Origin of the sequence: Albidovulum denitrificans, from assembly GCF_002973535.1 — a bacterium.
GTDB lineage: Bacteria > Pseudomonadota > Alphaproteobacteria > Rhodobacterales > Rhodobacteraceae > Albidovulum > Albidovulum denitrificans.
In genome coordinates, this window is record NZ_PVEP01000008.1 from 101890 (window position 1) to 127057 (window position 25168).

Genomic DNA, 25168 nt, shown 5'->3' on the forward strand with positions numbered 1-25168 from the left:
TCCCCAAGACATATCAAGGATTTGCCCCATGGCACCCAAAGTTCTCGTATCCGACAAGCTTTCCGAAACCGCCGTCCAGATTTTCCGCGACCGGGGGGTCGATGTCGATTACCTGCCCGATCTTGGCAAGGACAAGGAGAAGCTTCTGGAGGTGATCGGCCAGTATGACGGCCTTGCCATCCGCTCGGCCACCAAGGTCACCGAAAAGGTCCTTGCCGCCGCGGCCAACCTCAAGGTCATCGGCCGGGCCGGGATCGGGGTCGACAATGTCGATATTCCCGCCGCGTCGAAGAAGGGCATCATCGTGATGAACACGCCCTTCGGCAACTCTGTCACCACGGCCGAACATGCCATCGCGATGATGTTCGCCGTCGCCCGGCAATTGCCGGAGGCCAGCGCCTCCACCCATGACGGGAAGTGGGAGAAGAACCGCTTTATGGGGGTGGAGCTGTTCAACAAGACGCTGGGCGTGATCGGTGCGGGCAATATCGGCGGCATCGTCTGTGACCGGGCGCTGGGGCTGCACATGAAGGTGGTGGCCTATGACCCGTTCCTGAGCGAGGAGCGCGCCAAGCAGATGGGCGTGACCAAGGTGGAACTGGACGAGCTTCTGGCGCGGGCCGATTTCATCACGCTGCATGTGCCGCTGACCGACAAGACCCGCAACATCCTGTCGAAAGAGAACATCGCGAAGACGAAAAAGGGTGTGCGGATCATCAACTGCGCCCGTGGCGGGTTGGTGGATGAGGCGGCGCTGGCCGAGGCGCTGAAATCCGGCCATGTCGCCGGGGCCGCCTTCGACGTGTTCGAGACCGAGCCCGCGACGGCAAGCCCGCTTTTCCACCTGCCGAACGTGGTCGTCACGCCGCATCTGGGGGCCGCCACGACCGAGGCGCAGGAAAACGTGGCGCTTCAGGTGGCCGAGCAGATGTCGGACTACCTGCTGACCGGGGCGGTACAGAACGCGCTGAACATGCCTTCGGTCACCGCCGAGGAAGCGGCCGTCATGGGGCCGTGGTTGAAGCTTGCGCAGCATCTGGGCGCCTTTGCCGGGCAGATGACGGATGAGCCGGTCAAGGCGATCAACATCCTTTACGACGGCACGGTCGCCTCGATGAACCTGTCGGCGCTGAACTGCGGCGCGATTGCCGGGATCATGAAGGCCACCAACCCGGACGTGAACATGGTCTCTGCCCCCGTCATCGCCAAGGAACGCGGTATCCAGATTTCCACCACGCATCAGGAGAAGGGCGGCGTCTTTGACGGCTACATGAAGCTGACCGTCGTCACCGCGACGCGGGAACGGTCGATCGCCGGGACGGTCTTTTCCGACGGCAAGCCGCGCTTCATCCAGATCAAGGGCATCAATATCGACGCCGAGATCGGGCAGCACATGCTTTACACCACGAATGAGGACGTGCCGGGGATCATCGGGACACTGGGCCAGACGATGGGCGAAAACGGCGTCAACATCGCGAACTTCACCCTTGGCCGGTCGGCGCGCGGCAATGATGCGATCGCGCTTCTTTACGTCGACGATCCGATCCCGCAGCCGGTCATCGACAAGCTGATGAAGACGGGGCTTTTCCAGCAGGTGAAGCCGCTGGAGTTCGAGGTCGCCTGAGCCGGGCGAAGTGACCAGGGACCGGGCCGCATCATCGGCCCGGTTTCCCATCTCTGCCGCGCGTCGAAAAGCGACGGGTCCCTGTCGCTTGCGTCGAAGAGCGAGGGGTGATTCTTCATCACATCTGCTTCCATTCCGCCCGCTGGACAGGACGCAGCGATGTACAGCCCCGAATTCGACGCGCTCTTGTCGGCGCTGGCCGCACTCTACCGTGACGAGGGCCGGGATGAAGCGGCGCGCACCGCGCAGGCGCTTTTGACCACACCCGCGCCGGAGGCCATCGGCAAGCGGGAGGCCTGTGCCTTCGACATTCTGATCCGCGATGTGTTGTCCACCTCGGACATGGCGGCGGCGCGGGCGCTTCTGGCGGTGCAGGACATGATCCCCTGGGGGACGAACCCGGTGGCCGGGCAGATGACCGACGATGCGGCGGCGATCTGCGCCGTGGCCGAACTGATGGGGCCGGACGGGCCGATCCCGGCGCCGGACCTTCGGCTGGGCCTGCTGTTCCAGCGGCCGGACAGCTACTACCCGCTTCACAACCACGACGCGGATGAAACCTATGTGATCCTCGCCGGTGAGGCGCTTTGGACCGCGGGGGAGGATGTCAGGCTGCGCGGCGCGGGCGAGATGATCCACCATCCAAGCCTGATGCCCCATGCGTTCCGCGCCGGGCCGAAGGGCTTTGTCGCGCTCTACCGCTGGAGCGGGGATATCAACGCGGCTTCCTACGCCTTTCTCGACGATCCCGCGGTTTTCGCCGTTTGAACGCGCCGCATTGCGGCATCCCGGTGCTTTGGCTAACCCAATGATTTCGCATGTTCGAGAAGCACAAAACCGGTTCCCACTTTTGTGCAACATGCTTTAGGGTCGCGGCGCAACGGAAAGCGGGCGAACCATGCGGATCTATGCTATCGGCGATATTCACGGGCATCTTGCCAAGCTGCGCGAGGCGCATGACCTGATCGCCGAGGATCGCGGCATGGCCGGCGACCCTGCGGCAGAGGTCGTGCATGTCGGCGACCTTGTCGACCGGGGACCGGACAGCCGGGGGGTGATCGACTTCCTGATCGAGGGCATGGCGCGGGGTGAGCCCTGGGTCGCGCTGAAAGGCAACCACGACCGGATGTTCGAAGGGTTCCTGGGCGATCCCGATCACTACGATCCGGGCCTGCGCGCCGGGCTGCACTGGACCGATCCGCGCCTTGGCGGGGGGGAAACGCTTCTGTCCTACGGTGTCGCGGGCGCGGGGGAGCGGATGCTTTTCGACCTGCACGACGACGCGGTGCAGGCGGTGCCTGAGGCGCATCGGCGGTTCGTCCGGGGGCTGGCGCTGATGCACCGGGCCGGGGACCTTGTCTTTGTTCATGCCGGGGTACGCCCCGGCGTGCCGCTGGATCGGCAGGCCGAGGATGACCTGCTCTGGATCCGGCGCGAGTTTCTGGAGGATACCCGCGATCATGGCGGTCTTGTCGTCCATGGCCATACGCCGGTCGATGCGGTCACGCATTACGGCAACCGGCTGAACCTTGACACCGGGGCGGGCTATGGCCGCCCGTTGAGCGTGGTGGTGATCGAGGATGGCGCCGTCTGGCAGTTGACCGCGTCCGGGCGGGTCGAGGTCCGGCCACCGCGATGACGCCGCCGCCGCGCCTTCGCCGCCACTACGCGCCCGCCACGATGCTGAGCTTTCCGCGCCTGACCTCCCATAAGGTCGCGCATCCGGGCTGGCATCTGCCCGACCTGACCATCGCCGTCGTCGCGGACCTGCATGTCTGCATCCCCTGGACGCCGCTGGCCCGTGTCGAACGGATCGTCGCGGCGGTCAATGCGCTGGGCGCCGACCTGATCCTGTTGCCGGGCGATTTCCTGATGGACCGCAACCTTCCGGGCCGCGCGGTCCCGGCGGCCCCGATCATCGACCGGCTGGGGCATCTGCGGGCGCCCCTTGGCGTCGCGGCGGTGCTGGGCAATCACGACTGGTGGGATTGCCACCTGTCGCGGCAGACCGATTTCGCCCGCAACTCTGTCGCGGAAGCTTTGGAGGGGAGCGGTATCCATCACCTCGCCAACCGGGCGATGAGGATCGGGCATGGGGGTGACGCCTTCTGGCTGGTGGGGTTCGACAGTCAGGGCGCGCGCAAGCATCTGCGCCTGCCGGGGTTTCACCGGCCTGACGACGCTTTTGCCGCGGTGCCTGACGGCGCGCCCGCGATTCTGATGGCGCATGAACCGGACTATTTCGCCGAAGGCGACGCGCGCGCTTTTCTCCAGATCTCCGGCCATACCCATGGCGGGCAGGCGAACCTGTTCGGCTGGCGGCCGATGACGCCCTCGGCCTATGGCGGGCGCTATGCCTGGGGCCATATCCGTGACGGGGCGCGGCACATGATCGTGTCGGCCGGGATCGGCTATTCCGGTGTGCCGCTACGTCTTTTCCAGCCGCCCGAGATCGTGATGGTCACGGTGACGGGGGGCGGCTAACCTTGGCGGTGAACGCAAGACGGCGACCAGATCTGGAGGCACTGAAATGAGCGACGACATCGTGATCCTGTCCGGGGCGCGGACGGCTATCGGCACCTTTGGCGGCAGCCTGTCGGGCATGGCGCCGATCGACACGGCGACCGTGGCGGCCAAGGCCGCGATCGAACGCGCCGGGGTAGGGGCCGCGCAGATCGGTCATGTGGTCTTTGGCCATGTCATCAACACCGAACCGCGCGACATGTATCTTAGCCGGGTGGCGGCGATACAGGCGGGTATTCCGAACGGGACGCCCGCGATGAACGTGAACCGGCTGTGCGGCTCGGGCGCGCAGGCCATCGTCTCGGCCGCGCAATCGCTGATGCTGGGGGATGCCGATTTCGCGCTGGCGGGCGGGGCCGAAAGCATGAGCCGGGCGCCCTACATCCTTCAGGCCGCGCGCTTCGGGCAGAAGATGGGGGATACAAGGGCGCTTGACATGATGACCGGGGCGCTGAGCTGCCCCTTCGGCACCGGCCATATGGGCGTGACGGCAGAGAATGTCGCCAAGGAACACGGCATCACCCGCGACGCGCAGGATGCCTTCGCGATGGAAAGCCAGACCCGCGCGGCCAAGGCCATCGCCGAGGGGCGGTTCCGGGACCAGATCGTGCCGGTTGAGATCGCCTCGCGCAAGGGAACGGTGGTGTTCGATACCGACGAGCATCCCAAGGCCACAAGCCTTGAGGCGCTGGCGGGGCTGAAGGCGGTGTTCCAGAAGGACGGGACCGTGACGGCGGGCAATGCTTCGGGCATCAATGACGGGGCGGCGGCGCTGGTTCTGGCGCGGGCCTCGGCGGCCGAAAAGGCGGGCTTGAAGGCGCGCGCGCGGATCGTCGGCTATGCCCATGCGGGCGTGCGGCCCGAGGTGATGGGCATCGGCCCGGTCCCGGCGGTCGAGGCGCTGATGAAGCGCACCGGCCTGACGGTCGGCGATTTCGACGTGATCGAGTCGAATGAGGCCTTTGCGGCGCAGGCGCTGGCCGTGTCGCAGGAACTGGGTTTCGATCCCGCGAAGGTGAACCCCAATGGCGGGGCGGTGGCGCTGGGCCATCCGGTCGGGGCGACCGGGGCACTGATCACCGTGAAGGCGCTTTATGAGCTGGAGCGGGTGGGCGGCCGGATCGCGCTTGTCACCATGTGCATCGGCGGCGGGCAGGGGATCGCGCTGGCGATCGAGCGTCTGTAGCGCCGCGACCGGGCAGGGGGGCGTTGCCCCCCGTCCCCGCCGGGGACTCCCCCCAGAGTATTTTTGCAACGGAGAAGATCAGGGACGGAGCGTGACCTTCGCGGTCGCGCTTTGGCCCATCGCGTCGATCACCGAGAGGTTGAGAAAGCCCGCGCCGGGCGTCGGCATCGCGGTTTCGCGGGCGCGGTCGGCAAGGATGACCGGCGCGCCGTTGGCAAGCCAGGTGAAGGGCGGGGTGCCGCCCCGGACCTTGAGCGGCAGCGGGCCGTTCGCCTCGATCTCCGCCCCGTCGGGCGGGAAGGCAAGCTCGGGGCCGGTCGGGGCCTTGGCCAGCGCCGCGCCGCGCGGGCGGAAGTGCTGAAGCGGCAGGGGCAGGCGGGCGTTCGGCAGGATCAGCGTCGCGGGGGGCGGGGGCGGCAGCGGATCGGGCTGGGCCTTCAGCCGCGCGAAGGTGTCGAAAAGGACCGGCGCGGCCAGATCGCCGCCAAAGGCGCCAGGGACCGACGCGCCATCGGCGCGGCCCATCCAGACGCCCGCGACATGGGCGCCGTCGAAGCCCACCGCCCAGGCGTCGCGGTGGCCGTAGCTGGTGCCGGTCTTGTAGGCGATCCGCCCGGCGGGCGCGTTGGCGGGTGGCGGCAGGCCCGCGAGGATGTCGGCGGCCATCCAGGCGGCCTCGGGCGAGACAAGGCGTTGGCCTTGCTGTGCGTCCCGGGTGGCAAGCGCGGAGAGGGTGACGGGGTCGCCGAGCCGCGCGAGGGCGGCGTAGCTTTGCACGAGGTCGGTCAGCGTGATGCCGACGCCACCAAGCGCCACGGCGAGGCCGGGCTGGCCGCCGGGGATGACCGGCCTTGCCCCGGCGCGGCGGAGGGTGGAGATCAGGCGCGCCGGGCCGATGGCCTCGGTCAGGGCGACGACGGGGATGTTGAGCGAGAGTTGCAGCGCCTGGCGCACCGGAATCGTGCCGCGAAACTCTCGGTCGAAGTTCTGGGGCGCGTAGGTGCCAAAGGCGGTGGGGCGATCCTCGATCAGCGTTTCGGGATGGGCGAGGCCGTCGTCGAAGGCCAGCGCATAGACGAAGGGTTTGAGCGTGGAACCGGGGGAGCGGAGCGCCTCGGTCATGTCGATGAACCCGGCGCGGCGGTCGTCGGTCCAGTCGGGAGAACCGACGGAGGCGAGGATCTCTCCGCTCCGGTGGTCGGCGACGAGGATGGCAAGCGAGAGCCGCGCGCTCTGCGCGCTGGCGGCGCGGGCGGCAAGGGTTTCAAGGCTGCGCTGAAGCCGGGCGTCGATGGTGGTTTCGATCCGCGGGTCCAGCGGGCGGGCGGCGTGGAGCCGGGCGGCGAGATGGGGCGCGAGGGCGGGGAAGTCGCGTCGCGCGGTCGGGATCGTTTCGCGGCGGGCGGCATCGGCACGCTCTGCCGTCAGGACGCCGGCCGTGACCATGCGGTCGAGGACGCGGTCACGGGCGGCACCGGCCGCGTCGGGAAAGCGGTCGGGTCGGCGGGTTTCGGGCGATTGCGGCAGCGCGACGAGGAACGCGGCCTCGGCCGGGGTCAGGCGGCGCGGTTCCTTGCCGAACCACGACAGGCTTGCCGCGCGGATGCCTTCCAGATTGCCGCCATAGGGGGCGATGCGCAGGTAGAGGTCGAGGATCTGGGCCTTGGTCAGGTGCCGTTCCAGCGCCAGCGCGACGCGGATCTGGCGCAGCTTGCCAGAAAGCTTGCCGGTGCCGCTGTCTTCCATCAGGCGCGCGACCTGCATCGACAGCGTGGAACCGCCCGAGACGATGCGCCCGGCCAGAAGGGATTGCCCGGCGGCACGCAGCATGGCGCGCGGATCGACACCGGGATGGTCGGCAAAGCGACGGTCCTCATAGGCGATCAGCATCCGGGTGAAAAGCGGATCGACCGGGCCGGGGTCAAGCCGCCAGCGGCCATCTGCGACGGTGAAGGCGCGCAGAAGCGTGCCGTCGCGGGCGGTGATCTCCGCCCCCGTCTCGACGGCAAGGGGCGGCAGGGCGGTGGTGTCGATCCAGCGGTCGGTCGCATCCCGCGCCAGCCCCGCGGCGAAGAGAAACACCGCGGCGAGGGTCGGAAGGCGCCAGCCGGGCCGGATCACTCCGTCACCGTCACGCGGCCTGCCTCGGTCCGGGCGCGGTAGTCGGGGCGGTACATATCCTCGACCGTCGCGGCGGGCTGATGGAAGCTGCCCGGAGAGATGGCGCGCAGGATATAGGCCAGCCGGAAGGGCCGGTCCGACCGCCAGTCGAGCGCGGCGAGGAAGCGGTCCTGCCGGAACTCGGTCATCCGCGTGTCATCGACGGTGTCGAGCCAGTCGAGCGCGCCGATGTCGCCCGCGCGGATCAGCGAGGGGTTGTCGATCTCGAACCCGGCCGGAAGCGGGTCGTTCACCATCAGCCGCGCTTCGCCCTTGCCATGGGGCGTGACCTCGATCACCGCCACCAGTCGGGTGCCTTGCGGGACCGTCGCGATGTCCACCGGCGTACCTTCGGGCGTGTAGTAGCTGCGCGCGATGGTATAGCCGCGCCCGCCTGCGGGCTCGGGGTCGGACGGGACGCCGAAGGTGGTCAGTGTCACCGTGGCGGCCTTGCCGGTGGCGTTGGTGATGCTTTGCGGGGTTGTCGCCTCGGCTTCGGATAGCGCGATGACAGGGCTTTCGGCGGGGGAGCCGTTGACGGTAAAGCCCGCCGTGTCGGGCCGGTCGATCAGCGCGTGGGTGGCCAGCAGCGCCCAGGTCGCCTCTTGTGTGGAAAGGTGCTGACCTATCATCCCGGATGCGACGGCGTTCGTCAGGTCATCGGGGTCGAAGGCGGTCGATCCGGCCTCGGACGCGAGCGCCAGAAGCGCGGTCGCGTCGCGCAGGCGGGTGCCGTAATCGGCGCGCCAGAGGCGGGATTCCTCGCCGGCCCCGTGCAGGGCCACAAGCCCTGCGGCCTTGGCGAACATCGCGTCCGCCCGCCGTTGGTCGCCGTAGGAGGCCAGCGCCGCGCCAAGCTGGGCGGCGGCCATGGGCGTGTCGAAGGCGCCGCTTTTCACATCGGCATAGTAGCGCAGATCGCCGATCGCCGCCGCGCCTTCGCGGGCCAGCACCATCAGCGCATAGGCGTAAGGCCCGCCGTGATCGTCGAAATCGGGGGCGTAGTTGATCTGGTTGCGCAAGTTGTCAAGCGCGTTGCGGAAGGCGGTGTCGGGGACCGCATAGCCCTGCGCCCGCGCGCGGCTGAGGAAGTCGGTCACATAGGCGTCCAGCCAGAGATCGCCGGTATCGGGATACCAGAGGCCGAAGGCGCCGTTGGAGGACTGGTTGAGCAGGATTTCCGAGATGCTTTCGGTCACGCGCTTGGACACGTCACCCTTCTGCGACACGCCGAGCGCGGTCGAGACATCTGAGAAATAGAGCAGCGGCAGCGCCCTGGACGTCAGCTGTTCGGTGCAGCCATAGGGATAGGCGTCCAGCGTGGCCAGAAGTCCCGGCGCGTCGAACCGGGCGAGGGGACCCGCGGCCAGCGTGGCGCGGCCGCTGCCGGGGACGAGGCCCGCGAAGGCGTTGCGGTCCAGCGTGAAGGTCGCACCGGCGGCCAGTTCGAAGCGGCTTTGATGCGTGGTTTCGGGGTCATGCGTTTCGACCGGGATGGTCACAGTCTTGACCAGCTGCTTGCCCGCCGGGGTGGTCAGGGCGATGCGGAGGGTGGCGTTGCCTTCCTCCTCCGTCGCGGTCAGGGGGACGGTGACGCTGGCCTTGCCAAGCTCTGCCAGATCGACGCCGGACGGCGCGCTGCCAAGGGTCAGGCCGTCGGCCGTGACGTCAAGGCCCATGCGTCCCGCCGGGCCGGTGGCGTGGACGATCTCAAGCAGTACGCGGCTTTCGTCGCCGGGCGACAGGAAGCGCGGGACCGAGGCGGTGACGACAACCGGGTCACGAACCAGAACATCGGTTTGCGCCTGCCCGATGGCGGATTTCGACCAGGCGACGGCCATCACCCGGACGGTGCCGTTGAAGGAGGGCAGGTCGAAGGAGGTGCGGGCATAGCCATCCGCTCCGACGGTGAGGGGGCCGTCGAAATAGGCGACAAGTTCCTCGGTCGGTGGCGGGGCCTGCATCTTCAGCCCTGTGGCGGCATCGCCACCGGAACGGATGCTGCCCGGCGTGCCATTGGCGCCGTCGATCAGGCGGCCATAGATGTCACGGATGCCGACACCCAGCTTGCGCTGGCCGAAATAGTGATCTTCCGGGTCCGGTGCGGTGAAGCCGGTCAGGTTCAGGATACCCAGATCGACGGCGGCGATGGTGGCATGGACCGTCTCGCCCTCTGCCGCGCCCTCGATCTTCAGGGCGACGGGCAGCGGGCCGCGCGGATCGACCTCTGCCGCGACGTCAAGCGTCGTGGTCAGCTTGCGGGGGCCGGGATCGACCGGCGCGTAGGACAGGCCAAGCGCGCGGACGGGGGTGCGACCGGCGTCGGCGCTGACCGGGCGGATGACCGAGGCGGTGACATAGGCGCCCGCGCCCCAGTCGTCGGTCACGGGCAGGTCGATCACGTTTTCGCCCGCCGTGACCGGCACCGCCTTCATGTCGATCAGCCGGTTCGACAGGACGGAGATCAGCGCGATCCCCTCGGCGCGCGGTTCGATCCGTATCTTCGCCGTCTCACCCGGCCGGTATGCGGGCTTGTCGAGCGACAGTTGCAGCGTGTCGGGCGTGCTGGCGGCATCGGCAGGGGCGTACCAGCCCGCGTAGAACTCTGTCGCGCTGGCGGTATAGGGGCCGTCCACCGACTCCACCACAAGCTCATAATTGCCCCAGTCGACGGGGGCGGAGACCACCTGCGGCCCCTCGGCGGTCAGGTCCAGATCGCCCGAGGCGACGCGGCTGCGGGTGGTCGTCACCTCCCAGTTCCACTGGCCGTAAAGCGCGTACCACTGGTAACGCGTCTCAAGCCGGTTCAGCGTCCAGTGGGCCTTGCGCGCGGCGGGGCTCTGGTCCGGGCCGACGGCGATCACCTGGAACGTCGCCTCATCGCCCTGCGGGACGACGCCGCCCTCAAACCCCGGCTTGATGCCGAGGACGGGGCTTTCGGGCATGACGGTGCGGGCGATGTCGCGTTCGACCGGGCGGCCGGAGCCTTCCTTGACGCGGACGCTGACACGGGCCTCAAGCGGGCGGTTCGCGGCCTCGCCCGGATCGGGCAGGGCGACGGGCAGGGTCGCCTGGCCCCGCGCGTCGGTCGTGCCTGCACCGGAAAGCGCGTCGCGATAGGGTGTGAAGGGCGTGTCATAGCGGCCGAAGGCGTAGCCAGGGAAGGGGGGGAGGGCCGTCAGCGCGGTCAGCCTGATATCGCCCTCGACCTCCAGATCGGCGCCGGGTGCGCCGAAAAGATAGCGCGCCTCGACCCCCAGGGGCACGGTGTCGCCCAGACGCAGCGCCATATCGGGCAGCGACAGCGCGACGTCGATGCGCTCGGGCAGGAAATCCTCGACAAGGAAGGTCTGCGAGGCGAGGGGCTTGTTCTCCTCAAGGAAGCTTTCCACGCGCCAGGTGCCGCGCGGGGCGTTGCCCGCAAGGGGCAGGTTCGCGACATGGCCGCCCGCCCCGGCCTCGGGCGTCAGGAGGCGTGAATATTCCACCCCGTCGGGCCGGATCAGGCGCAGCGTCAGGGGCAGCCCCTCGATCGCGTCCATCTTGCCGTCGCGGGTCAGCGCGGTGATGTTCACCGTTTCGCCCGCGCGATAGGCGCCGCGATCGGTGGTCAGGAAGACATCGACGGCGGGCGCGGCCTCATGCCCCGTGACGCCGCGATCGGAGAGGTCGAATTCCGCCTCGCTCAGCGACAGGAAGGCGAAGTCGTCACCCTTGGCGACGGTCAGAAGCGCGGGCGCGCCGCCGCCGGTCCCTGCGGTCAGGGCCGCGTCGAACCGGGCGTAGCCCAGCGCATCGGTCGGGACGCGGGCCAGAACCGCGTTGGCGCGCGACAGAAGCGTGACCTCTGCCCCTTCGACCGCCGCCGCGTCGGACAGGCCGCGGATGAAGACGTTGAGGCCATCCGCGCCGCTGAGGCTGGTCATGCCAAGGTCGGAGATCACGAACCACTGCGTCGCCGCCGGATGGTCATAGGGATCAAGCCCCGGAACCGCCGCCTGAAGCGCATAGATGCCCGGACCCAGATCGCCCATCACGCCGTCCAGCGGAAGAAGGGTGGTCATGTCGCGGTTGACCTCCATCGCGACGGTGCCGGTGCCTTTCCACACCTCCTCGGCGATCTCGGATTTGAGGTTGTCGCTGGCCCATTGATCCAGCGGGCGGCCGAAATAGTCGGCCTGGATGGTGCGGATCAGGTTGCGGTCGGAGACGCGCAGAAGGGTAAGGTCGAGCGTCTCGGTATTCACCGTGCGGACCGGAATCCCGCCTTGCCCCACGCGCGGCAGGACATAGGCGCGGCCGGGAAAGCGGGCCTCGGGGCCACGGTCGCGGACATATTGGGTGACGGCGATGTCCTTCTCCAGTACCTCACCATCGGCGGCGGGCAGGCCCTGCCGGAAGGTCAGCGTGTAGCGCTTGCCATGTTCCACCCCGCCGACGCAGATCTGGTTGCCCGAAGGTTCCACCGACAGGCCGCTTTCGGGCAGTTTCACGAAGGGCGCATAGTCGGTCCCGGCGCGGATCAGTTCGGTGTTGAAGGTGGCGCAGATGCGCGGGCTTGCGCTGTCGCTGTCGACCTGCGTTTCGGTGACGCGGAAGCCGTATTTCGCGATCGCGTCGTCAAGTGCTGCGGCGGTGTCGTCGCGCGGCTGAAGCGTCTGGGCCAGGCGCAGTGCGGGGATCATGTCGCGGCCCCGGTTCGTGATCTCGAAGGCGCGGGCGAGGGTGGCGAGCGCGGTGGCGCGGATCGCCGGGCTGTCGGTGCGCAAGGTCGCGTTGATCGCGGCGGCGGCGGCATCGTTGGCAAGGGCGCGACGGTCGCTGCTGTTCTCTGTCGGGATCGCCAGCGCGAGGTCGGCGTAGTCGGCCCAGAGGTCTGCCGCGTCGGTCAGGTTGATCGCGGCGCCGGTCAGGCGCATGGCGCTGCGCGTGCTGCCGGAACGGCGCGCGTCGGCCGCCGCGTCCAGCAGCTCTTCGGCGGTCGCGGTGCCGGTCACATGGCGTGCGGCAAGGCCCTCTGCCTGCGACAGCGCCCTGTCGAAATCGGCGGGGTCCAGGAACGCCATCTCTGCCGCGCGGGTTGCGGCGCGGGCGGCGGTTCCCGCCTCGGCCCGGCGGATCCAGCCCGACACCGCGCCCTGATAGGGCTCTTGCCGGGTGATCTCGGATTTGAGGAAGCAGGAATTGGCGCGGCCGTTGAAGGTGAAGGCGTTGCAGGCCGCCTCGGCCACGCAGGCGGTTTCGCAGGCGTCGCGGGTGGTGTCGAAGATCGAGCGCAGATCAGAGCCGTAGAAATCGAGGTCCTGCACCAGAACGGCCCGGCGTTCGGGGACATAGGTCCTTTGCTGCGCGTGGCTGACGGTGCCGATGCAGGCGGCGGCGAGGACAAGAACGGCACGAACAATCTGCATCGGAAACCCCTTGGCAATGAAACGCCGCCATGCTGGCGGGGCGGGGCCGGATTCGCAAGCGGTGTGTGGGCGAATATCGTCGTTAAGAGATCGTTCACCACATCGTTTCATGGTGACCGCGATCGTTTCGGAGGTGCGGGTGAATTTCGTTGATCGGCTTGCGAAGGAGCGGCGCGGGCGGCTCGCGGCGGAGCGTTTGCTGGAGCAGAAGCAGCGCGAGCTGTTCGCGGCCAATGCACAGCTTGCCCGCCATGCGCAATCCCTGACCGCCCAGATCCGGGAACAGCGCGACGGGCTGGAAAGCGCCCGGCATGAGGCCGAGGCGCTGCGCGGCCAAAGGTCGCAGGCGCTGAGCGAGCTTGAGCGTGCGACCGCCGCCGCGCAGATCGCCGAGCGGCGGCTGTGGGAAGCGCTTGAGACGATCCGCGACGGGTTCGCGCTTTTCGACGAAAAGCAGCGGCTGATCGCGGCGAACGGGGTCTATCTGTCGATGATCGGCGCGGGGGAGGAGTTGCCGCGCGGGCTGGGCTATGCCGACGTGATCGCAAGCCTTGCCGAACGCGCGCTGCCGGAGGCCGACCCCGATATGCGCCGCGACTGGCAATCCCGCATGATCGCCCGGATCGACGGTGAGGAGATAGAACCCGAGGTGCTGGACCTTGCCGATGGCCGCCACTTTCGCCTGATGGACCGGCGCGGCGCCTTCGGCGACCTCGTCAGTCTGGCGCGTGACATCACCCAGGCCGTCGCGCGCGAGGGGGAGCTGCGCGAGGCCCGCGAACGGGCCGAGGCGGCGAGCCGGGCGAAATCCGCCTTCCTCGCCAATATGAGCCATGAGATCAGGACCCCCATGAACGGCGTCGTCGGCATGGCCGAGCTTTTGTGCGAAACCGATCTGACCGAGGACCAGCGGCTTTGCGCCGAGACGATCCGCACCTCGGGCGAGGCGCTTTTGACCATCATCAACGACCTTCTCGACTATTCGAAGATCGAGGCGGAGAAGCTGAAGCTTTACCCCGAGCCGTTCGACCTTGAACGCTGCCTGCATGAGGTGATGCTGATCCTGCAACATACCGCGCAGGACAAGGGCGTCGCGCTTCTGGCCGACTACGACATGTTCCTGCCGACGCGCTTTATCGGCGACCGGGGCCGGGTGCGGCAGATCCTGACCAACCTTCTGGGCAATGCGGTGAAGTTCACCGCCCGTGGTCATGTCCTTGCCCGCGTGGTGGGGATCGAGCGGGAGGAGGCGTTCGAGCTTCATATCTCGGTCGAGGATACCGGGATCGGCATCGCGGCCGAGAACCTCGAGGCGATCTTTGGCGAATTCAACCAGGTCGACAGCCAGTCCAACCGCCAGTTCGAGGGGACCGGCCTTGGCCTGTCCATCACGCGCCAGCTTGTCGACATGATGGGGGGGCAGATCTGGGTCGACAGCGAGCTTGGCCATGGCTCCTGCTTCGGGTTCCAGATCATGCTGCCTGCCGCCGAGCCGGGGCTGGCGCCCAGCCGCGACCGCAGGCCGATCCTGCTGAAACGTGCGCTCGTCATCGCCGATGTGCAGATCGACCGTACCATCCTTCAGCGTCAGTTGCAGACCTTCGGGATCGAGGTCACCGCCTGCCGCCGGATCGAGGATGCCGTGGAGACGCTTGACGCGACCGATGTCGACCTGATCCTTGCCGAACCGGCCGAGGCGTCGGCGGCAGGTGATCTGGTCCGCGCCATCCGTGCGCGCGATGGGACGGTCCCTGTCGCCTTCGTCCTGCCCGACGATGCGGAGCTGCACGAGGGGCCGGGGCTCTACCGCCTGACCCGGCCGGTCCTGCGCAACGCGCTTTTCGACCTGATCGAGGTGCTGTCCTATCCCGGCCTCGCCCTGCCCGTCCCGGTGGAGGAGGCGCCGCCCCCGGTGCCGGTGGCGCGCCGGATGCGGGTACTGGCGGCCGAGGACAACCGCACCAACCAGCTTGTCTTCCGCAAGATGGTCGAGGATCTGGACATCGACCTGGTCTTCGCGGTCAACGGGCGCGAGGCGGTTGATCTGTGGCAAAGCTTCCGCCCCGATCTGATCTTCATGGATATCTCCATGCCCGGCATGGATGGCTGCGAGGCGGCCGAGGCGATCCGGGCGGCCGAGGCGGCGCAAAACCGGCGACGGGTCGCCATCGTCGCGCTGACCGCCCATGCGCGGGAAAGCGACAGCGAGGCGATCATGGCGGCGGGCCTTGACCGTTTCCTGACCAAGCCGCTGAAGAAGGCCGAAATCCTGTCGGCCGTCGATGCCTTCGCGCCCGAGGGGGTGCTGCCGCCGCGCCGGGCGGAGGGTCAGCCTTCGGCGAGGATCTGAAGGAAGCGGGGGCCGAAACGGTCGATCTTCTGGTCCCCCAGCCCGGCGATGCGGTTCAGGTCCGAAAGGTTGCGCGGGCGGCTTTCGGCGATCTTGCGCAGGGTGGAATGGGTGCAGGACAGGTACTTGCCGGTCCCGTCCTCACCGCGTGCCAGTTCTGTCTGCGCCGCCATCAGCCGGTCGAACAGCGCGCCCTCGGGCCGCCCGGCCAGCTTCAGCCGCGTCGGGTGCATGGGATCGGCCGCGCCCGCCACGACCTCAAGAAACGCCGCGCCGTAGCTTTCCAGCTTCTTCGCGCCCACCCCGCTGATGCGCGCCATGTCGTCCAGCGTCGCGGGCCGCTTTTCGGCCATCTCGATCAGCGTGCGGTCGGTGAAGATCACATAGGCCGGGACGCGCGCGGTCTCGGCCAAGGCCCGCCGCTTGGCTTTCAGCGCCGAAAGAAGCGGCGCGTCTTCGTCCGAGACCAGCGTCTTCACCACCGGCCTGCCGACGGATTTGCGGATCGTGTCGCGGCGCAGCGTGATGCCTTCCTCGCCCCGCAGGATCGGGCGCGCGGCTTCGGTCATGCGGAAGGCGCCGTGGCGTTCGGGATCGGGCCGGATCAGGTCATGGCCCATCATCTGCCGGAAGACCGCCTGCCATTCCGCCTTGGGCAGGTCGCGCCCGACGGCGAAGGTGGGCAGGCCGTCATGGCCGCGCTCGCGCACCTTGTCGGTCATGGCGCCGGTCAGGATGTCGATCAGGTGGCCTGCGCCGAAGCTTTCCCCGGTGCGCAGGATCGCCGACAGCGCCTTGCGCACCGCCTCGGTCCCGTCGAACAGCTCGGGCGGCGTTTCGCAAAGGTCGCAATTGCCGCAGGGGTCAGAGGTTTCGCCGAAATAGGCCAACAGGCGCTGGCGGCGGCAGGCGGTCGCCTCGGCCAGACCCAGAAGCGCGTTCAGTCGCGCGTGATCGGCGGATTTGCGGTCGGGCGGCGCAAGACCTTCGTCGATCTGGCTGCGGCGCAGGCGGATGTCATCGGGGCCGAAAAGCGTCAGCGTTTCGGCAGGGGCGCCGTCACGCCCGGCGCGGCCGATCTCCTGATAATAGGCCTCGATCGACTTCGGCAGGTCGGCATGGGCGACCCAGCGGATGTCGGGCTTGTCGATGCCCATGCCGAAGGCGACGGTGGCCACGACGATCAGCCCGTCCTCGCGCTGAAACCGCGCCTCGACCGCGCGGCGGTCGTCGGGGTCCATGCCGCCGTGATAATGGCAGGCGGCGTGGCCACCCTCGCAGAGCGCCTGTGCCAGCGTTTCGGTCTTTGCCCGCGTGCCGCAATAGACGATGCCGGATTGCCCCTTGCGCGCGGCGGCGAAGTTCAGGATCTGGCGGCGCGGCTGGTCCTTGACCTCGAAGGCGAGGCGGATGTTGGGCCGGTCGAAGCCGCGCAGGAAGGTTTCGGGTGCGGTTCCGTCGAAAAGGCGGGTGACGATCTCGGCCCGCGTTTCCTCATCCGCCGTTGCGGTGAAGGCGGCAAGCGGCACGTCCAGAGCCCGGCGCAGATCGCCGATGCGCAGATAATCGGGGCGGAAATCGTGGCCCCACTGGCTGACGCAATGCGCCTCATCCACCGCGATCAGCGAGGTGTTGATGCGCCGGAGGAGGGTCAGCGTGCCGCCGGAGGCCAGCCGTTCGGGCGCCATGTAGAGCAGCTTCAGCCGCCCTTCGTCGAGGGCGGCAAAGACCTCTTCCGTCTCCTCCTCGGTATTGCCGGATGTCAGCGCGCCCGCCTCCACCCCCGCCTCGCGCAGGCCGCGCACCTGGTCGCGCATCAGCGCGATGAGGGGGGAAATGACGACCGTCACGCCATCGCGCAGAAGGGCGGGCAGTTGGAAACACAGCGACTTGCCACCGCCCGTCGGCATGATGGCCAGGGTGTTCCGCCCGCCCGCGACGGCGGCGACGATCTCCGCCTGTCCGGGGCGGAAGGCGGAGAATCCGAAGATGGAGGACAGAAGTTCCTCAGGCTTGCTCATCGTCTTTGGGCTGGCTGCTCGTTTCCGGGGAAACTGTCACAGCGCCCGGACGGGGGCAAGGCTCAGTAACCCAAGAAGGCGCCCGCGTTGTTGATCAGCGCGCGTTGAAGGATGATGAGGATGATGAACGCCACCAAGGGCGCGAAGTCGAGGCCGCCGGTCGCCGGAAGGATGCGCCGGATCGGGCCGTAGACGGGTTCAAGGACGCGGTTCAGCCCGTACCAGATCTGCGCGACCATCGGCTGACGGGTGTTCAGCACATTGAAGCTGATCAGCCAGGACATCACGATATGCGCGATCATGATGAACCAGATCACGTTGAGGATAACCATCAGTGCCTGAAACAGCGTCACCATCGTCCGCTCCGTTCTTGAACCGGGACCAGAGGTAAGGGCTGGGCGGGCCTTGCGCAACCGCGTAACGCCACGTTCCCCGTTGACCTTCGCGTCAGGCTGGGTCACCCGAAGGGCAGAGGCCGACCGGGAAGGAGCCGCGATGTATCCCTTCGTTCGCATGTTGAAGGAGATGTGGAAGTACCGCAACGCGGCGCCGCTTGGCCTGACCGAGCCGCATGTCTCCCATCACATTTGCTGGCCCTGGGATCTTGATATCTGGGTCGAGCTGAACAATGGCCGGACGCTGACGCTTTACGATCTTGGCCGTATTCCGATGGCGCAGCGCACCGGGTTGATCCCGATCCTGAAGGCGGAGCGCTGGGGGATCACGGTGGCGGGCAATACCACGCGCTACCGCCGCCGGGTGCGGATGTTTCAGAGGGTGGAGATGGTCAGCCGCCTGATCGGCTGGGACGCGCGGTTCTTCTACATGGAACAAAGCATGTGGCGGAAGGGCGAGTGTACCAGCCACATGCTGCTGCGGTCGGCCTTCACCGACCGGAACGGCATCGTCCCCTCGGCGCGTGTCATTGCTGCGCTGGGCCATGACGGGCCGTCGCCCGCGCTTCCCGACTGGGTGAACGCATGGATCGGGGCCGATGCGGACCGGCCCTGGCCACCCGAACGGCCCTGACCGCCACCCCCGGTTGCAAGCGCGCGCTTGCGCCGCCTGCCGTTTTCGGGCTTCATCGGCGCAACGCAAGGGGCAGGCACATGACGGTATCGGCGAAGAAGCGCATCTGGGGCTGGTGGTTCTTCGACTGGGCCAGCCAGCCTTACAACACGCTGCTTCTGACCTTTATCTTCGGCCCCTATTTCGCCGAACTCGCGCGGGCGCATTTCGGTGCGCAGGGCCTTGATGCCGAAGCCGCCAGCGCCGCGTCGCAGGCCTATTGGTCGGCAACCCAGACCGTGACCGGCATCATCATCGCCATCCTCGCGCCGCTTCTGGGCGTCATCGCCGACGGGCGCGGGCGCAAGATGCCGTGGATCTGGCTGTTTTCGGCCATGTATGTCACCGGGGCCTTTGTGCTGTGGTGGGCGGTGCCGGGGATGCCGACGCTGTTCTGGGCGGCCTTCTGGTTCGCCTTCGGCTTCATCGGGATGGAGCTTGCGACGAACTTCACCAATGCGCTGATGCCTTCGCTGGCGGCGGAGGAGGAGATGGGCAAGGTCTCCGGCTCGGGCTTTGCCTTCGGCTATCTGGGGGGTGTGCTTGCGCTTTTTATCTTCCTTCTGTTCTTCGCCGACGATGCGAAGACCGGGAAGACGTTCGTGGGACTCTCGCCGGCCTTCGGACTTCTCGATCCGGCGACGCGGGAAGGGACGCGGTCGGTCGGTCCGTTCACGGCGATCTGGTATGTCGTCTTCATGGTCCCGTTCTTCCTGTGGGTGCGGGAACCGGCGGTTGCGGGCGGCAAGAAGATCGGCGCGGCGATTGCCGGGCTGGGCGATGCGATCCGGGGGCTGAGGCACCGGCGCAGCCTGCTCTTTTTCCTGCTCGCCTCGATGTTCTACCGGGATTCGCTCAATGCGACCTATGCGCTGGGCGGGGCTTTTGCCTCGAACGTCATGGGTTGGACCGTGATCCAGAGCGGGGTTTTCGGCATCGTCGCAGCTATCGCGGCCACTTTCGCTTCATGGCTGGGCGGCAAGCTTGACGCCTCGGTCGGGCCAAAGCCGGTGATCGTGCTGGCGGTGGTGTTCCTGACGCTGACCATCATCGTGATGATGAACCTCACCCCGGTCAGCTTCTTTGGCCGGGTGCTGCCCGACGGCTCCCCCCTGCCGAACATGATCTTTTATGGCTGCGGCGTGGTCATCGGCGCCTGCGGCGGTATCGCGCAGGCGGCCAGCCGGACGCTGATGGTGTTCCATACCAGCGCCCATGACGCGGCGGGCGATTTCGGCTTTTACGGCCTGTCGGGCAAGGCGACGGCCTTCCTTGCGCCCGGCCTCATCACGCTGGCGACCACCATGACGGGCAGCGCGCGGCTTGGCATTGCGCCGCTGGTGGGGCTTTTCCTGATCGGCCTGATCCTTATGCTATGGGTGAGTCCGAAAGGGGAGCGTCCGGTGAAATGATTGTGCGTTTGCTTGTGATCCTGTTCCTTGCGCTGCCCTCGGCGGCGCTGTCCGCGCCCTTGGCCAAGGACCTGTTCGGGGCGCAGCGCGGCCCGTCGCAGCAAAGGCCCGAGGCGATCGGGACCTATGCCAACGGCTGCGGCGCGGGCATGGTGCAACTGCCCGAAAGCGGGCCGACCTGGCAGGCGATGCGGCTTAGCCGCAACCGCAACTGGGGACAGCCGGAGCTGGTGCAATACCTGATGGACCTGTCGGTCCAGGCGCGGCGGATCGGCTGGGCCGGGCTATACATCGGGGATATGAGCCAGCCGCGTGGCGGGCCGATGAAATCGGGCCATGCCAGCCACCAGATCGGCCTCGACGCCGATATCTGGATGCTTCCGCCAAAGCGCCTGAACCTGAGCCGGGGGGAGCGGGAGAAGATCAGCTCCATCTCCGTGCGGACCGAGGATCAAACTCGTATCAACGGCAACTGGACCCCGGCGCATCAGGCGCTGTTGCGCGCCGCCGCGTCGGACCCGCGGGTGGACCGGATCTTTGTCGCCGCCGCGGTCAAGATCGCCATGTGCAACGCCACCCCGCGCAACGACCGCGACTGGCTTCAGAAGATCCGCCCGCTTTACGGCCATAACACGCATTTCCATGTCCGCCTGAAATGCCCCCGTGGCGCGCGCTACTGCAAGACGCAGAAGCCGACGGTGGCGGAACTGTCCAAGGGCGGGGATGGCTGTGACGAGACGCTGAACTGGTGGGTCACGACCTATCTGGAAGAGCTTCGCAACCCGCCCAAGGCCACGAAGAAGAAGCCGGGCAAGCGCAAGAAGACCGCGCGCGAATTCACGATGGCCGATCTGCCGCGCGCATGTACCTCGGTACTGTCCTCGGACTGATCGCGGCGCTGGCCGCTGCTCCCGCCTTTGCCGCGCCCCGCGCGGTGGAGGTGGGGCTTTATGTCTGGCAGGAGGGCATGGCGGATTTCGGCGGCCTTTCGGCGATTGAACTGTCCCCGGACGGGGCGGCGTTCGTCGCCGTGTCGGACCGCAGCGCGATCTTCTCTGGCCGCTTCACACGCGGGGACAAGGGGCAGGTCACCGCCGTCACCCTCGCGCCCGAAATGCCGGTGCTGCCCCGGACCGGGACCGGCGGGCCGGTGACGGGGGAGGCGGTCGATTCCGAAGGTGTCGCCCTGTTGCCCGACGGTGATTTCTACGTCTCCTACGAAACCGTGGACCGGATCGTGGAATATGGCGACGCGGGCCGGACATGGCTGGCGGAGGACCGGGCGGAGGCGTTTGCCCATTTCAATCTCAACGCCGGGATCGAGGCGCTGGCGATCGACGCGAAAGGACGGCTCTGGGCCATGCCCGAGGGCGGTCCGGCAGAGACGAAGATCCCCGTCTACCGGCGTGAGGGTGACCGCTGGACCCGCCCGATCCTGCTGCGCCGGGACGGGAACTGGCGCGCGGTCGGGGCGGATTTCGGGCCGGACGGGCGGCTTTATCTGCTGGAGCGCGATTACTGGCCGCTGCTGGGCTTCATGAACCGCATCCGGCGGATCGCCTTCGACGGCGACCGGGTGGCCGAGGACCTTGTGCTGATGCAAAGCGAGGCCGGGACCTATGACAACCTTGAAGGGCTGGCGGTCTGGCAGGACGGGCAGGGGGCAATCCGGCTGACGGCGGTTTCGGACGACAATTTCCTGCCCACCCAGCGGACCGAGCTTGTGGATTTCCGCGTCACGGAATGACTTGACCTGTGAAAGGCAAGGGCGTAGACGCCGCCCGTTCCGGCACGGGCCGGGACCAAGTCTCCGCGACCTTGCCAAAACGGAAAAACAAGACATGACCCGCAATCTGATCCCCGGCATTCTTGCCATGGCCGCCATTGTCGTGGCCTCCAACATCCTTGTGCAGTTCCTGTTCGGCCAATGGCTGACCTGGGGTGCCTTCACCTATCCCTTCGCCTTCCTCGTCACCGACCTGACGAACCGCTTCCAGGGCGCCGCCGCCGCGCGCAAGGTGGTCGTGGCGGGTTTCGTCGTCGGCGTGATCTGTTCGCTGATCGGTACGCAGATCATGGGCGAATTCGGCCCCCTCGTGACGCTGCGCATCGCGCTTGGCTCGGGCCTAGCGTTCCTGACGGCGCAGTTGATGGACGTGCAGGTCTTCAACCGCCTGCGCAAGGGAAGCTGGTGGCGCGCGCCGCTGGTTTCCACCCTGATCGGGTCGTCCCTCGATACGATCCTCTTCTTCACCGTCGCGTTTTCGGGCGCGCTCGCCTTCATCGAACCGGCCAATGACGTGTCCTGGGCGACTGAGGTTCTGCCGCTTCTGGGCGCCGGGCCGATGGTGCCGCTTTGGGTGTCGCTCGCGACGGCGGACTGGCTTGTGAAACTGTCGCTCGCCATTGTGGCATTGGTGCCGTTTCGCGTGATTGTGGGCCGATTGACGGAACGCATTGCGTAAAAACGTTTGACAGACACAAAATCTGTGGCAGCCTGTGGATAACGGCAACGCAGAGAAAGGAGGTGATCCAGTGTCTAGAGTGATATTGGAGAGAGGTGTCGGGACAGTCAGGGGGGCCGTGGCCTAAGGGCAGACCCATGGGTTAAGAACCCTGACTGGGCCTTGTCGATCTTCGACACCCTAACTGGCCCATCTCCGTAGATCTCGAAGGGCTGCTCCCACCCGGAGCAGCCCTTTCCGTTTGGCGCCTCTGGTCAAGGCATCGGGGCGGCGCTACCGTCCGCCCGATGGGCAGTGGAGGGCGGATCATGGACGGTGACCTGAGGGCGACGGCGGGCGATCTTGGCCGGGCGATTGGTGCCGGAACGGTCGATCCGGTGGATCTGGCCGAACGCTATCTGACCGCTATTGCCGCCCATCCCGACGCCGACCGCATCTATGCCCGCATGACACCCGATCGCGCGCGGGCCGAGGCGAAGGCCGCGGCCGAACGCGCGAAGGCGGGCCTGCGCCTGTCGCCGCTCGATGGGGTGCCGATATCCTGGAAAGACCTGTTCGACAGCGCGGGTGTCGCGACCGAGGCCGGGGCGGCGCTTCTGAAGGGCCGCGTGCCTGACGCCGACGCGACCGTGCTGGCGAATGCGACCAGCCTTGGCCTGATCTGCCTTGGCAAGACGCATATGACGGAACTTGCCTTTTCCGGCCTCGGACTGAACCCGGTTACCGCGACGCCGCCGAACGTGAACGATCCGGCGCTGGTGCCGGGCGGGTCGTCCTCGGGCGCCGCGACCTCGGTCGGGTTCGGGCTGGCCGCCGCCGCCGTGGGGTCCGATACGGGCGGGTCGGTGCGCATCCCGGCGGCGTGGAACGATATTGTCGGGCTGAAGACCACCTCGGGCCGGCTGCCCCTGACCGGCGTCGTGCCGCTTGTCGCCAGCTTCGACACGGTCGGCCCACTGACCCGCAACGTCGAGGATGCGGCGCTGCTGTTCGCCGCGCTTGAGGGCGCAAGGCCCGCCGATCTGCGCGGCGCAGGGCTGCATGGCGCGCGGCTCGCCATCCTCGACACGCTTGCCTTCGACGACATCCGCGACGCCCCCGCCCGCGCCTTCGACAGCGCCGCCGCGCGCCTGTCGGCCGCCGGGGCGCGGATCGACCGGCTGACCTTCCCGGCGCTGGATGAGGCGATGGCGCTGGCCGGTATCCTTTTCACGGCTGAGGCCTACGCGACCTGGCGCGAGAAGATCGAGGCCGCGCCGGACCTGATGTTCCCGCCGGTGCGTGAACGTTTCCGCGCGGGCGCCGCCTACAACGCCGCCGATTTTGTCGCCGCCTGGCTGCGGCTAAGGGCGATCCGCGCCGAATGGTCCGATACCACCGCCGCCTATGACGCGGTGCTGATCCCGACCTCGGCCATCCTGCCGCCGAATGCCGCGCGGCTTGTCGCTGACCACGACTATTTCGTGACCGAGAACCTGCTGGCGCTGCGCAACACAAGGATCGGCAACCTTCTGGGCGTTTCGGCGCTGACCCTGCCCAGCGGAACACCGTCTTGCGGTATCATGCTGATGGGCAAGCCTTTCGGGGAAGAGGCGCTTTTGCGTCTTGGTGCGGCGGCGGAAAAGGCCCTGGGGTAAGGACGCAAAAGCCACAATCGGTGCTTTCAAGCGGCGGAATCGCCTCGGTTTTTCTGGACCCGGCCCGCGCGCGCCGTTAATCTGGCGGCAAAACGGGGCGCTACGACCCCGCGACTGAGGCAGACATGGCATTTCCCGAGCGGTTTTCGAACCTGCCTGAATACGCATTTCCGCGCCTGCGCGCGTTGCTTGACGCCCATGAACCGGGCGCCGACCCGATTGCCATGTCGATCGGCGAACCGCGCCACCCGATCCCGGATTTCGTCGCCCCGATCCTGGCCGCCCACACGGCTGAATTCGGCCGCTACCCGGTCAACGAAGGCACGCCCGGCCTTTTGGCCGCGATCTGCGGCTGGCTCAGGCTGCGCTACGGGGCAGAGCTTGGCCCCGAACGGATCATGGTCCTGAACGGCACGCGGGAAGGCTTGTTCGACGCCTGCATGGCGCTGTGTCCTGAGGTCAAGAACGGCCGCCAGCCGGTCGTGCTGATGCCGAACCCGTTCTATCAGGTCTATGCCGCCTCGGCCCTGTCGGTGGGGGCGGAGCCTGTCTTTGTCGCCGCCGACGCCGCCAATGGCTTCCTGCCGGATTATGCCGCGCTGCCCGAAGACGTCCTCGACCGGACCGCGGTGGCCTATATCTGCTCCCCCGCCAACCCGCAGGGGGCGGTCGCCTCGCGCGATTACCTGACGCGGCTGCTTCTGCTGGCGGACCGCCACGATTTCACCGTGCTGGCCGACGAATGCTATTCCGAGATCTGGCGTACCAGCCCGCCGGTTGGCGCGCTTGAGGTCGCGGACGAGCTTGGCACCGATCCCGAGCGGCTTGCCGTCTTCCATTCGCTTTCGAAGCGGTCGAACCTTCCCGGCCTGCGGTCCGGCTTTGTCGCGGGCGGGCCGGAAAGCATCCGCCGTTTCCGCCAGATCCGCAGCTATGGCGGCGCCCCGCTGCCCTTGCCGCTTCAGCATGTCGCCGAACGCGCCTGGGGCGATGAGGTGCATGTCGAGGCCAACCGCGCGATGTATCAGGAGAAATTCCGCATCGCCGACAAGATCTTTGCCGGGGTTCAGGGCTATGAAGGCCCCGAAGGCGGCTTCTTCCTCTGGCTTCCGGTCGAAGACGGGGAAGCGGCGGCGCTGAAGCTTTGGCAACAGACCGGCGTCCGGGTCCTGCCCGGCGCCTACCTGTCCCGCGAGGTTGCGGGGCATAATCCGGGCAAGGGCTATATTCGCGTGGCGATGGTAGCTCCAAAAGAAGAAATGCGGCGCGGTCTGACGATGATCCGCGACTGCCTCTACGGTTAGGGACAAG

Annotated in this window: 17 protein-coding genes; 13 read left to right on the forward strand and 4 right to left on the reverse strand. The window is 67.6% G+C overall.

Annotated elements, in window-relative coordinates:
• Positions 1-28 precede the first annotated feature (28 nt).
• The 5 genes from serA to LX70_RS16195 all read left to right on the forward strand — a co-directional run bounded on the left by serA (position 29) and on the right by LX70_RS16195 (position 5333).
• On the forward strand, positions 29-1624 hold the full coding sequence (gene serA, locus LX70_RS16175) for a phosphoglycerate dehydrogenase (protein WP_105515838.1): 1596 nt from the start codon (positions 29-31) through the stop codon (positions 1622-1624).
• Positions 1625-1783: 159 nt separating this feature from the next.
• Complete coding sequence (locus tag LX70_RS16180) at positions 1784-2392, forward strand: dimethylsulfonioproprionate lyase family protein (RefSeq protein ID WP_105515839.1); 609 nt, start codon at positions 1784-1786, stop codon at positions 2390-2392.
• A gap of 130 nt (positions 2393-2522) precedes the next feature.
• On the forward strand, positions 2523-3263 hold the full coding sequence (locus tag LX70_RS16185; protein ID WP_105515840.1) for a metallophosphoesterase: 741 nt from the start codon (positions 2523-2525) through the stop codon (positions 3261-3263).
• Entirely contained in the window at positions 3260-4108 is an 849-nt protein-coding gene (locus tag LX70_RS16190; RefSeq protein ID WP_105515841.1) for a metallophosphoesterase, read from the forward strand. Before LX70_RS16185 ends, LX70_RS16190 begins: the two co-directional genes overlap by 4 nt.
• Positions 4109-4154: 46 nt before the next feature.
• On the forward strand, positions 4155-5333 hold the full coding sequence (locus LX70_RS16195; RefSeq protein WP_105515842.1) for an acetyl-CoA C-acyltransferase family protein: 1179 nt from the start codon (positions 4155-4157) through the stop codon (positions 5331-5333).
• Positions 5334-5411: 78 nt separating this feature from the next.
• Here the strand turns inward: LX70_RS16195 and pbpC are convergent, their stop codons facing one another.
• Together pbpC and LX70_RS16205 are read right to left on the reverse strand one after the other, a co-directional pair.
• On the reverse strand, positions 5412-7454 hold the full coding sequence (gene pbpC, locus LX70_RS16200) for a penicillin-binding protein 1C (protein ID WP_105515843.1): 2043 nt from the start codon (positions 7452-7454) through the stop codon (positions 5412-5414).
• A complete protein-coding gene (locus LX70_RS16205; RefSeq protein ID WP_105515844.1) occupies positions 7451-12904 on the reverse strand; it encodes an alpha-2-macroglobulin family protein in 5454 nt (1817 codons plus the stop codon). Before LX70_RS16205 ends, pbpC begins: the two co-directional genes overlap by 4 nt.
• Before the next feature lie 139 nt (positions 12905-13043).
• On the opposite strand from LX70_RS16205, the gene LX70_RS16210 reads away from it, so the two are divergent.
• A complete protein-coding gene (locus tag LX70_RS16210; RefSeq protein WP_245885110.1) occupies positions 13044-15254 on the forward strand; it encodes a response regulator in 2211 nt (736 codons plus the stop codon).
• Here LX70_RS16210 and recQ read toward each other — a convergent pair.
• Entirely contained in the window at positions 15233-17275 is a 2043-nt protein-coding gene (gene recQ / locus LX70_RS16215; RefSeq protein WP_105515846.1) for a DNA helicase RecQ, read from the reverse strand. The genes LX70_RS16210 and recQ overlap by 22 nt on opposite strands.
• Before the next feature lie 62 nt (positions 17276-17337).
• Positions 17338-17631 carry a YggT family protein gene (locus LX70_RS16220; RefSeq protein ID WP_105515847.1) on the reverse strand — a complete coding sequence of 98 codons (294 nt, stop codon included), beginning with the start codon at positions 17629-17631 and terminating at the stop codon, positions 17338-17340.
• A 139-nt stretch (positions 17632-17770) separates the two neighbouring features.
• Here LX70_RS16220 and LX70_RS16225 point away from each other — a divergent pair, with 139 nt between their 5' ends.
• The 7 genes from LX70_RS16225 (at position 17771) to LX70_RS16255 (ending at position 25161) form a co-directional block, all read left to right on the forward strand.
• Positions 17771-18304, forward strand: coding sequence for an acyl-CoA thioesterase (locus tag LX70_RS16225; RefSeq protein WP_105515848.1), 534 nt, complete (start codon positions 17771-17773; stop codon positions 18302-18304).
• A gap of 80 nt (positions 18305-18384) precedes the next feature.
• Positions 18385-19755 (forward strand): MFS transporter, encoded by a 1371-nt coding sequence (locus tag LX70_RS16230; protein ID WP_105515849.1) that lies wholly within the window; start codon positions 18385-18387, stop codon positions 19753-19755.
• The gene (mepA, locus tag LX70_RS16235; RefSeq protein ID WP_105515850.1) at positions 19752-20645 is read left to right on the forward strand and encodes a penicillin-insensitive murein endopeptidase; all 894 of its coding nucleotides are present in this window, start codon (positions 19752-19754) and stop codon (positions 20643-20645) included. Before LX70_RS16230 ends, mepA begins: the two co-directional genes overlap by 4 nt.
• Entirely contained in the window at positions 20618-21502 is an 885-nt protein-coding gene (locus LX70_RS16240) for an esterase-like activity of phytase family protein (RefSeq protein WP_105515851.1), read from the forward strand. The genes mepA and LX70_RS16240 overlap by 28 nt, the downstream gene beginning before the upstream one ends.
• Positions 21503-21596: 94 nt before the next feature.
• A complete protein-coding gene (locus LX70_RS16245; protein WP_105515852.1) occupies positions 21597-22220 on the forward strand; it encodes a queuosine precursor transporter in 624 nt (207 codons plus the stop codon).
• Positions 22221-22528: 308 nt separating this feature from the next.
• Positions 22529-23857, forward strand: coding sequence for an amidase (locus tag LX70_RS16250; RefSeq protein ID WP_105515853.1), 1329 nt, complete (start codon positions 22529-22531; stop codon positions 23855-23857).
• A gap of 125 nt (positions 23858-23982) precedes the next feature.
• A complete protein-coding gene (locus LX70_RS16255; protein WP_105515854.1) occupies positions 23983-25161 on the forward strand; it encodes an aminotransferase class I/II-fold pyridoxal phosphate-dependent enzyme in 1179 nt (392 codons plus the stop codon).
• The last annotated feature ends 7 nt before the right edge of the window (positions 25162-25168 follow it).

Coding starts and splice junctions, on each gene's coding strand:
- serA (WP_105515838.1), top strand. CDS start 29: ATGGCACCCAAAGTTCTCGTATCCGACAAGCTTTCCGAAACCGCCGTC.
- LX70_RS16180 (WP_105515839.1), top strand. CDS start 1,784: ATGTACAGCCCCGAATTCGACGCGCTCTTGTCGGCGCTGGCCGCACTC.
- LX70_RS16185 (WP_105515840.1), top strand. CDS start 2,523: ATGCGGATCTATGCTATCGGCGATATTCACGGGCATCTTGCCAAGCTG.
- LX70_RS16190 (WP_105515841.1), top strand. CDS start 3,260: ATGACGCCGCCGCCGCGCCTTCGCCGCCACTACGCGCCCGCCACGATG.
- LX70_RS16195 (WP_105515842.1), top strand. CDS start 4,155: ATGAGCGACGACATCGTGATCCTGTCCGGGGCGCGGACGGCTATCGGC.
- LX70_RS16205 (WP_105515844.1), bottom strand. CDS start 12,904: ATGCAGATTGTTCGTGCCGTTCTTGTCCTCGCCGCCGCCTGCATCGGC.
- recQ (WP_105515846.1), bottom strand. CDS start 17,275: ATGAGCAAGCCTGAGGAACTTCTGTCCTCCATCTTCGGATTCTCCGCC.
- LX70_RS16220 (WP_105515847.1), bottom strand. CDS start 17,631: ATGGTGACGCTGTTTCAGGCACTGATGGTTATCCTCAACGTGATCTGG.
- LX70_RS16225 (WP_105515848.1), top strand. CDS start 17,771: ATGTATCCCTTCGTTCGCATGTTGAAGGAGATGTGGAAGTACCGCAAC.
- LX70_RS16230 (WP_105515849.1), top strand. CDS start 18,385: ATGACGGTATCGGCGAAGAAGCGCATCTGGGGCTGGTGGTTCTTCGAC.
- mepA (WP_105515850.1), top strand. CDS start 19,752: ATGATTGTGCGTTTGCTTGTGATCCTGTTCCTTGCGCTGCCCTCGGCG.
- LX70_RS16240 (WP_105515851.1), top strand. CDS start 20,618: ATGTACCTCGGTACTGTCCTCGGACTGATCGCGGCGCTGGCCGCTGCT.
- LX70_RS16245 (WP_105515852.1), top strand. CDS start 21,597: ATGACCCGCAATCTGATCCCCGGCATTCTTGCCATGGCCGCCATTGTC.
- LX70_RS16250 (WP_105515853.1), top strand. CDS start 22,529: ATGGACGGTGACCTGAGGGCGACGGCGGGCGATCTTGGCCGGGCGATT.
- LX70_RS16255 (WP_105515854.1), top strand. CDS start 23,983: ATGGCATTTCCCGAGCGGTTTTCGAACCTGCCTGAATACGCATTTCCG.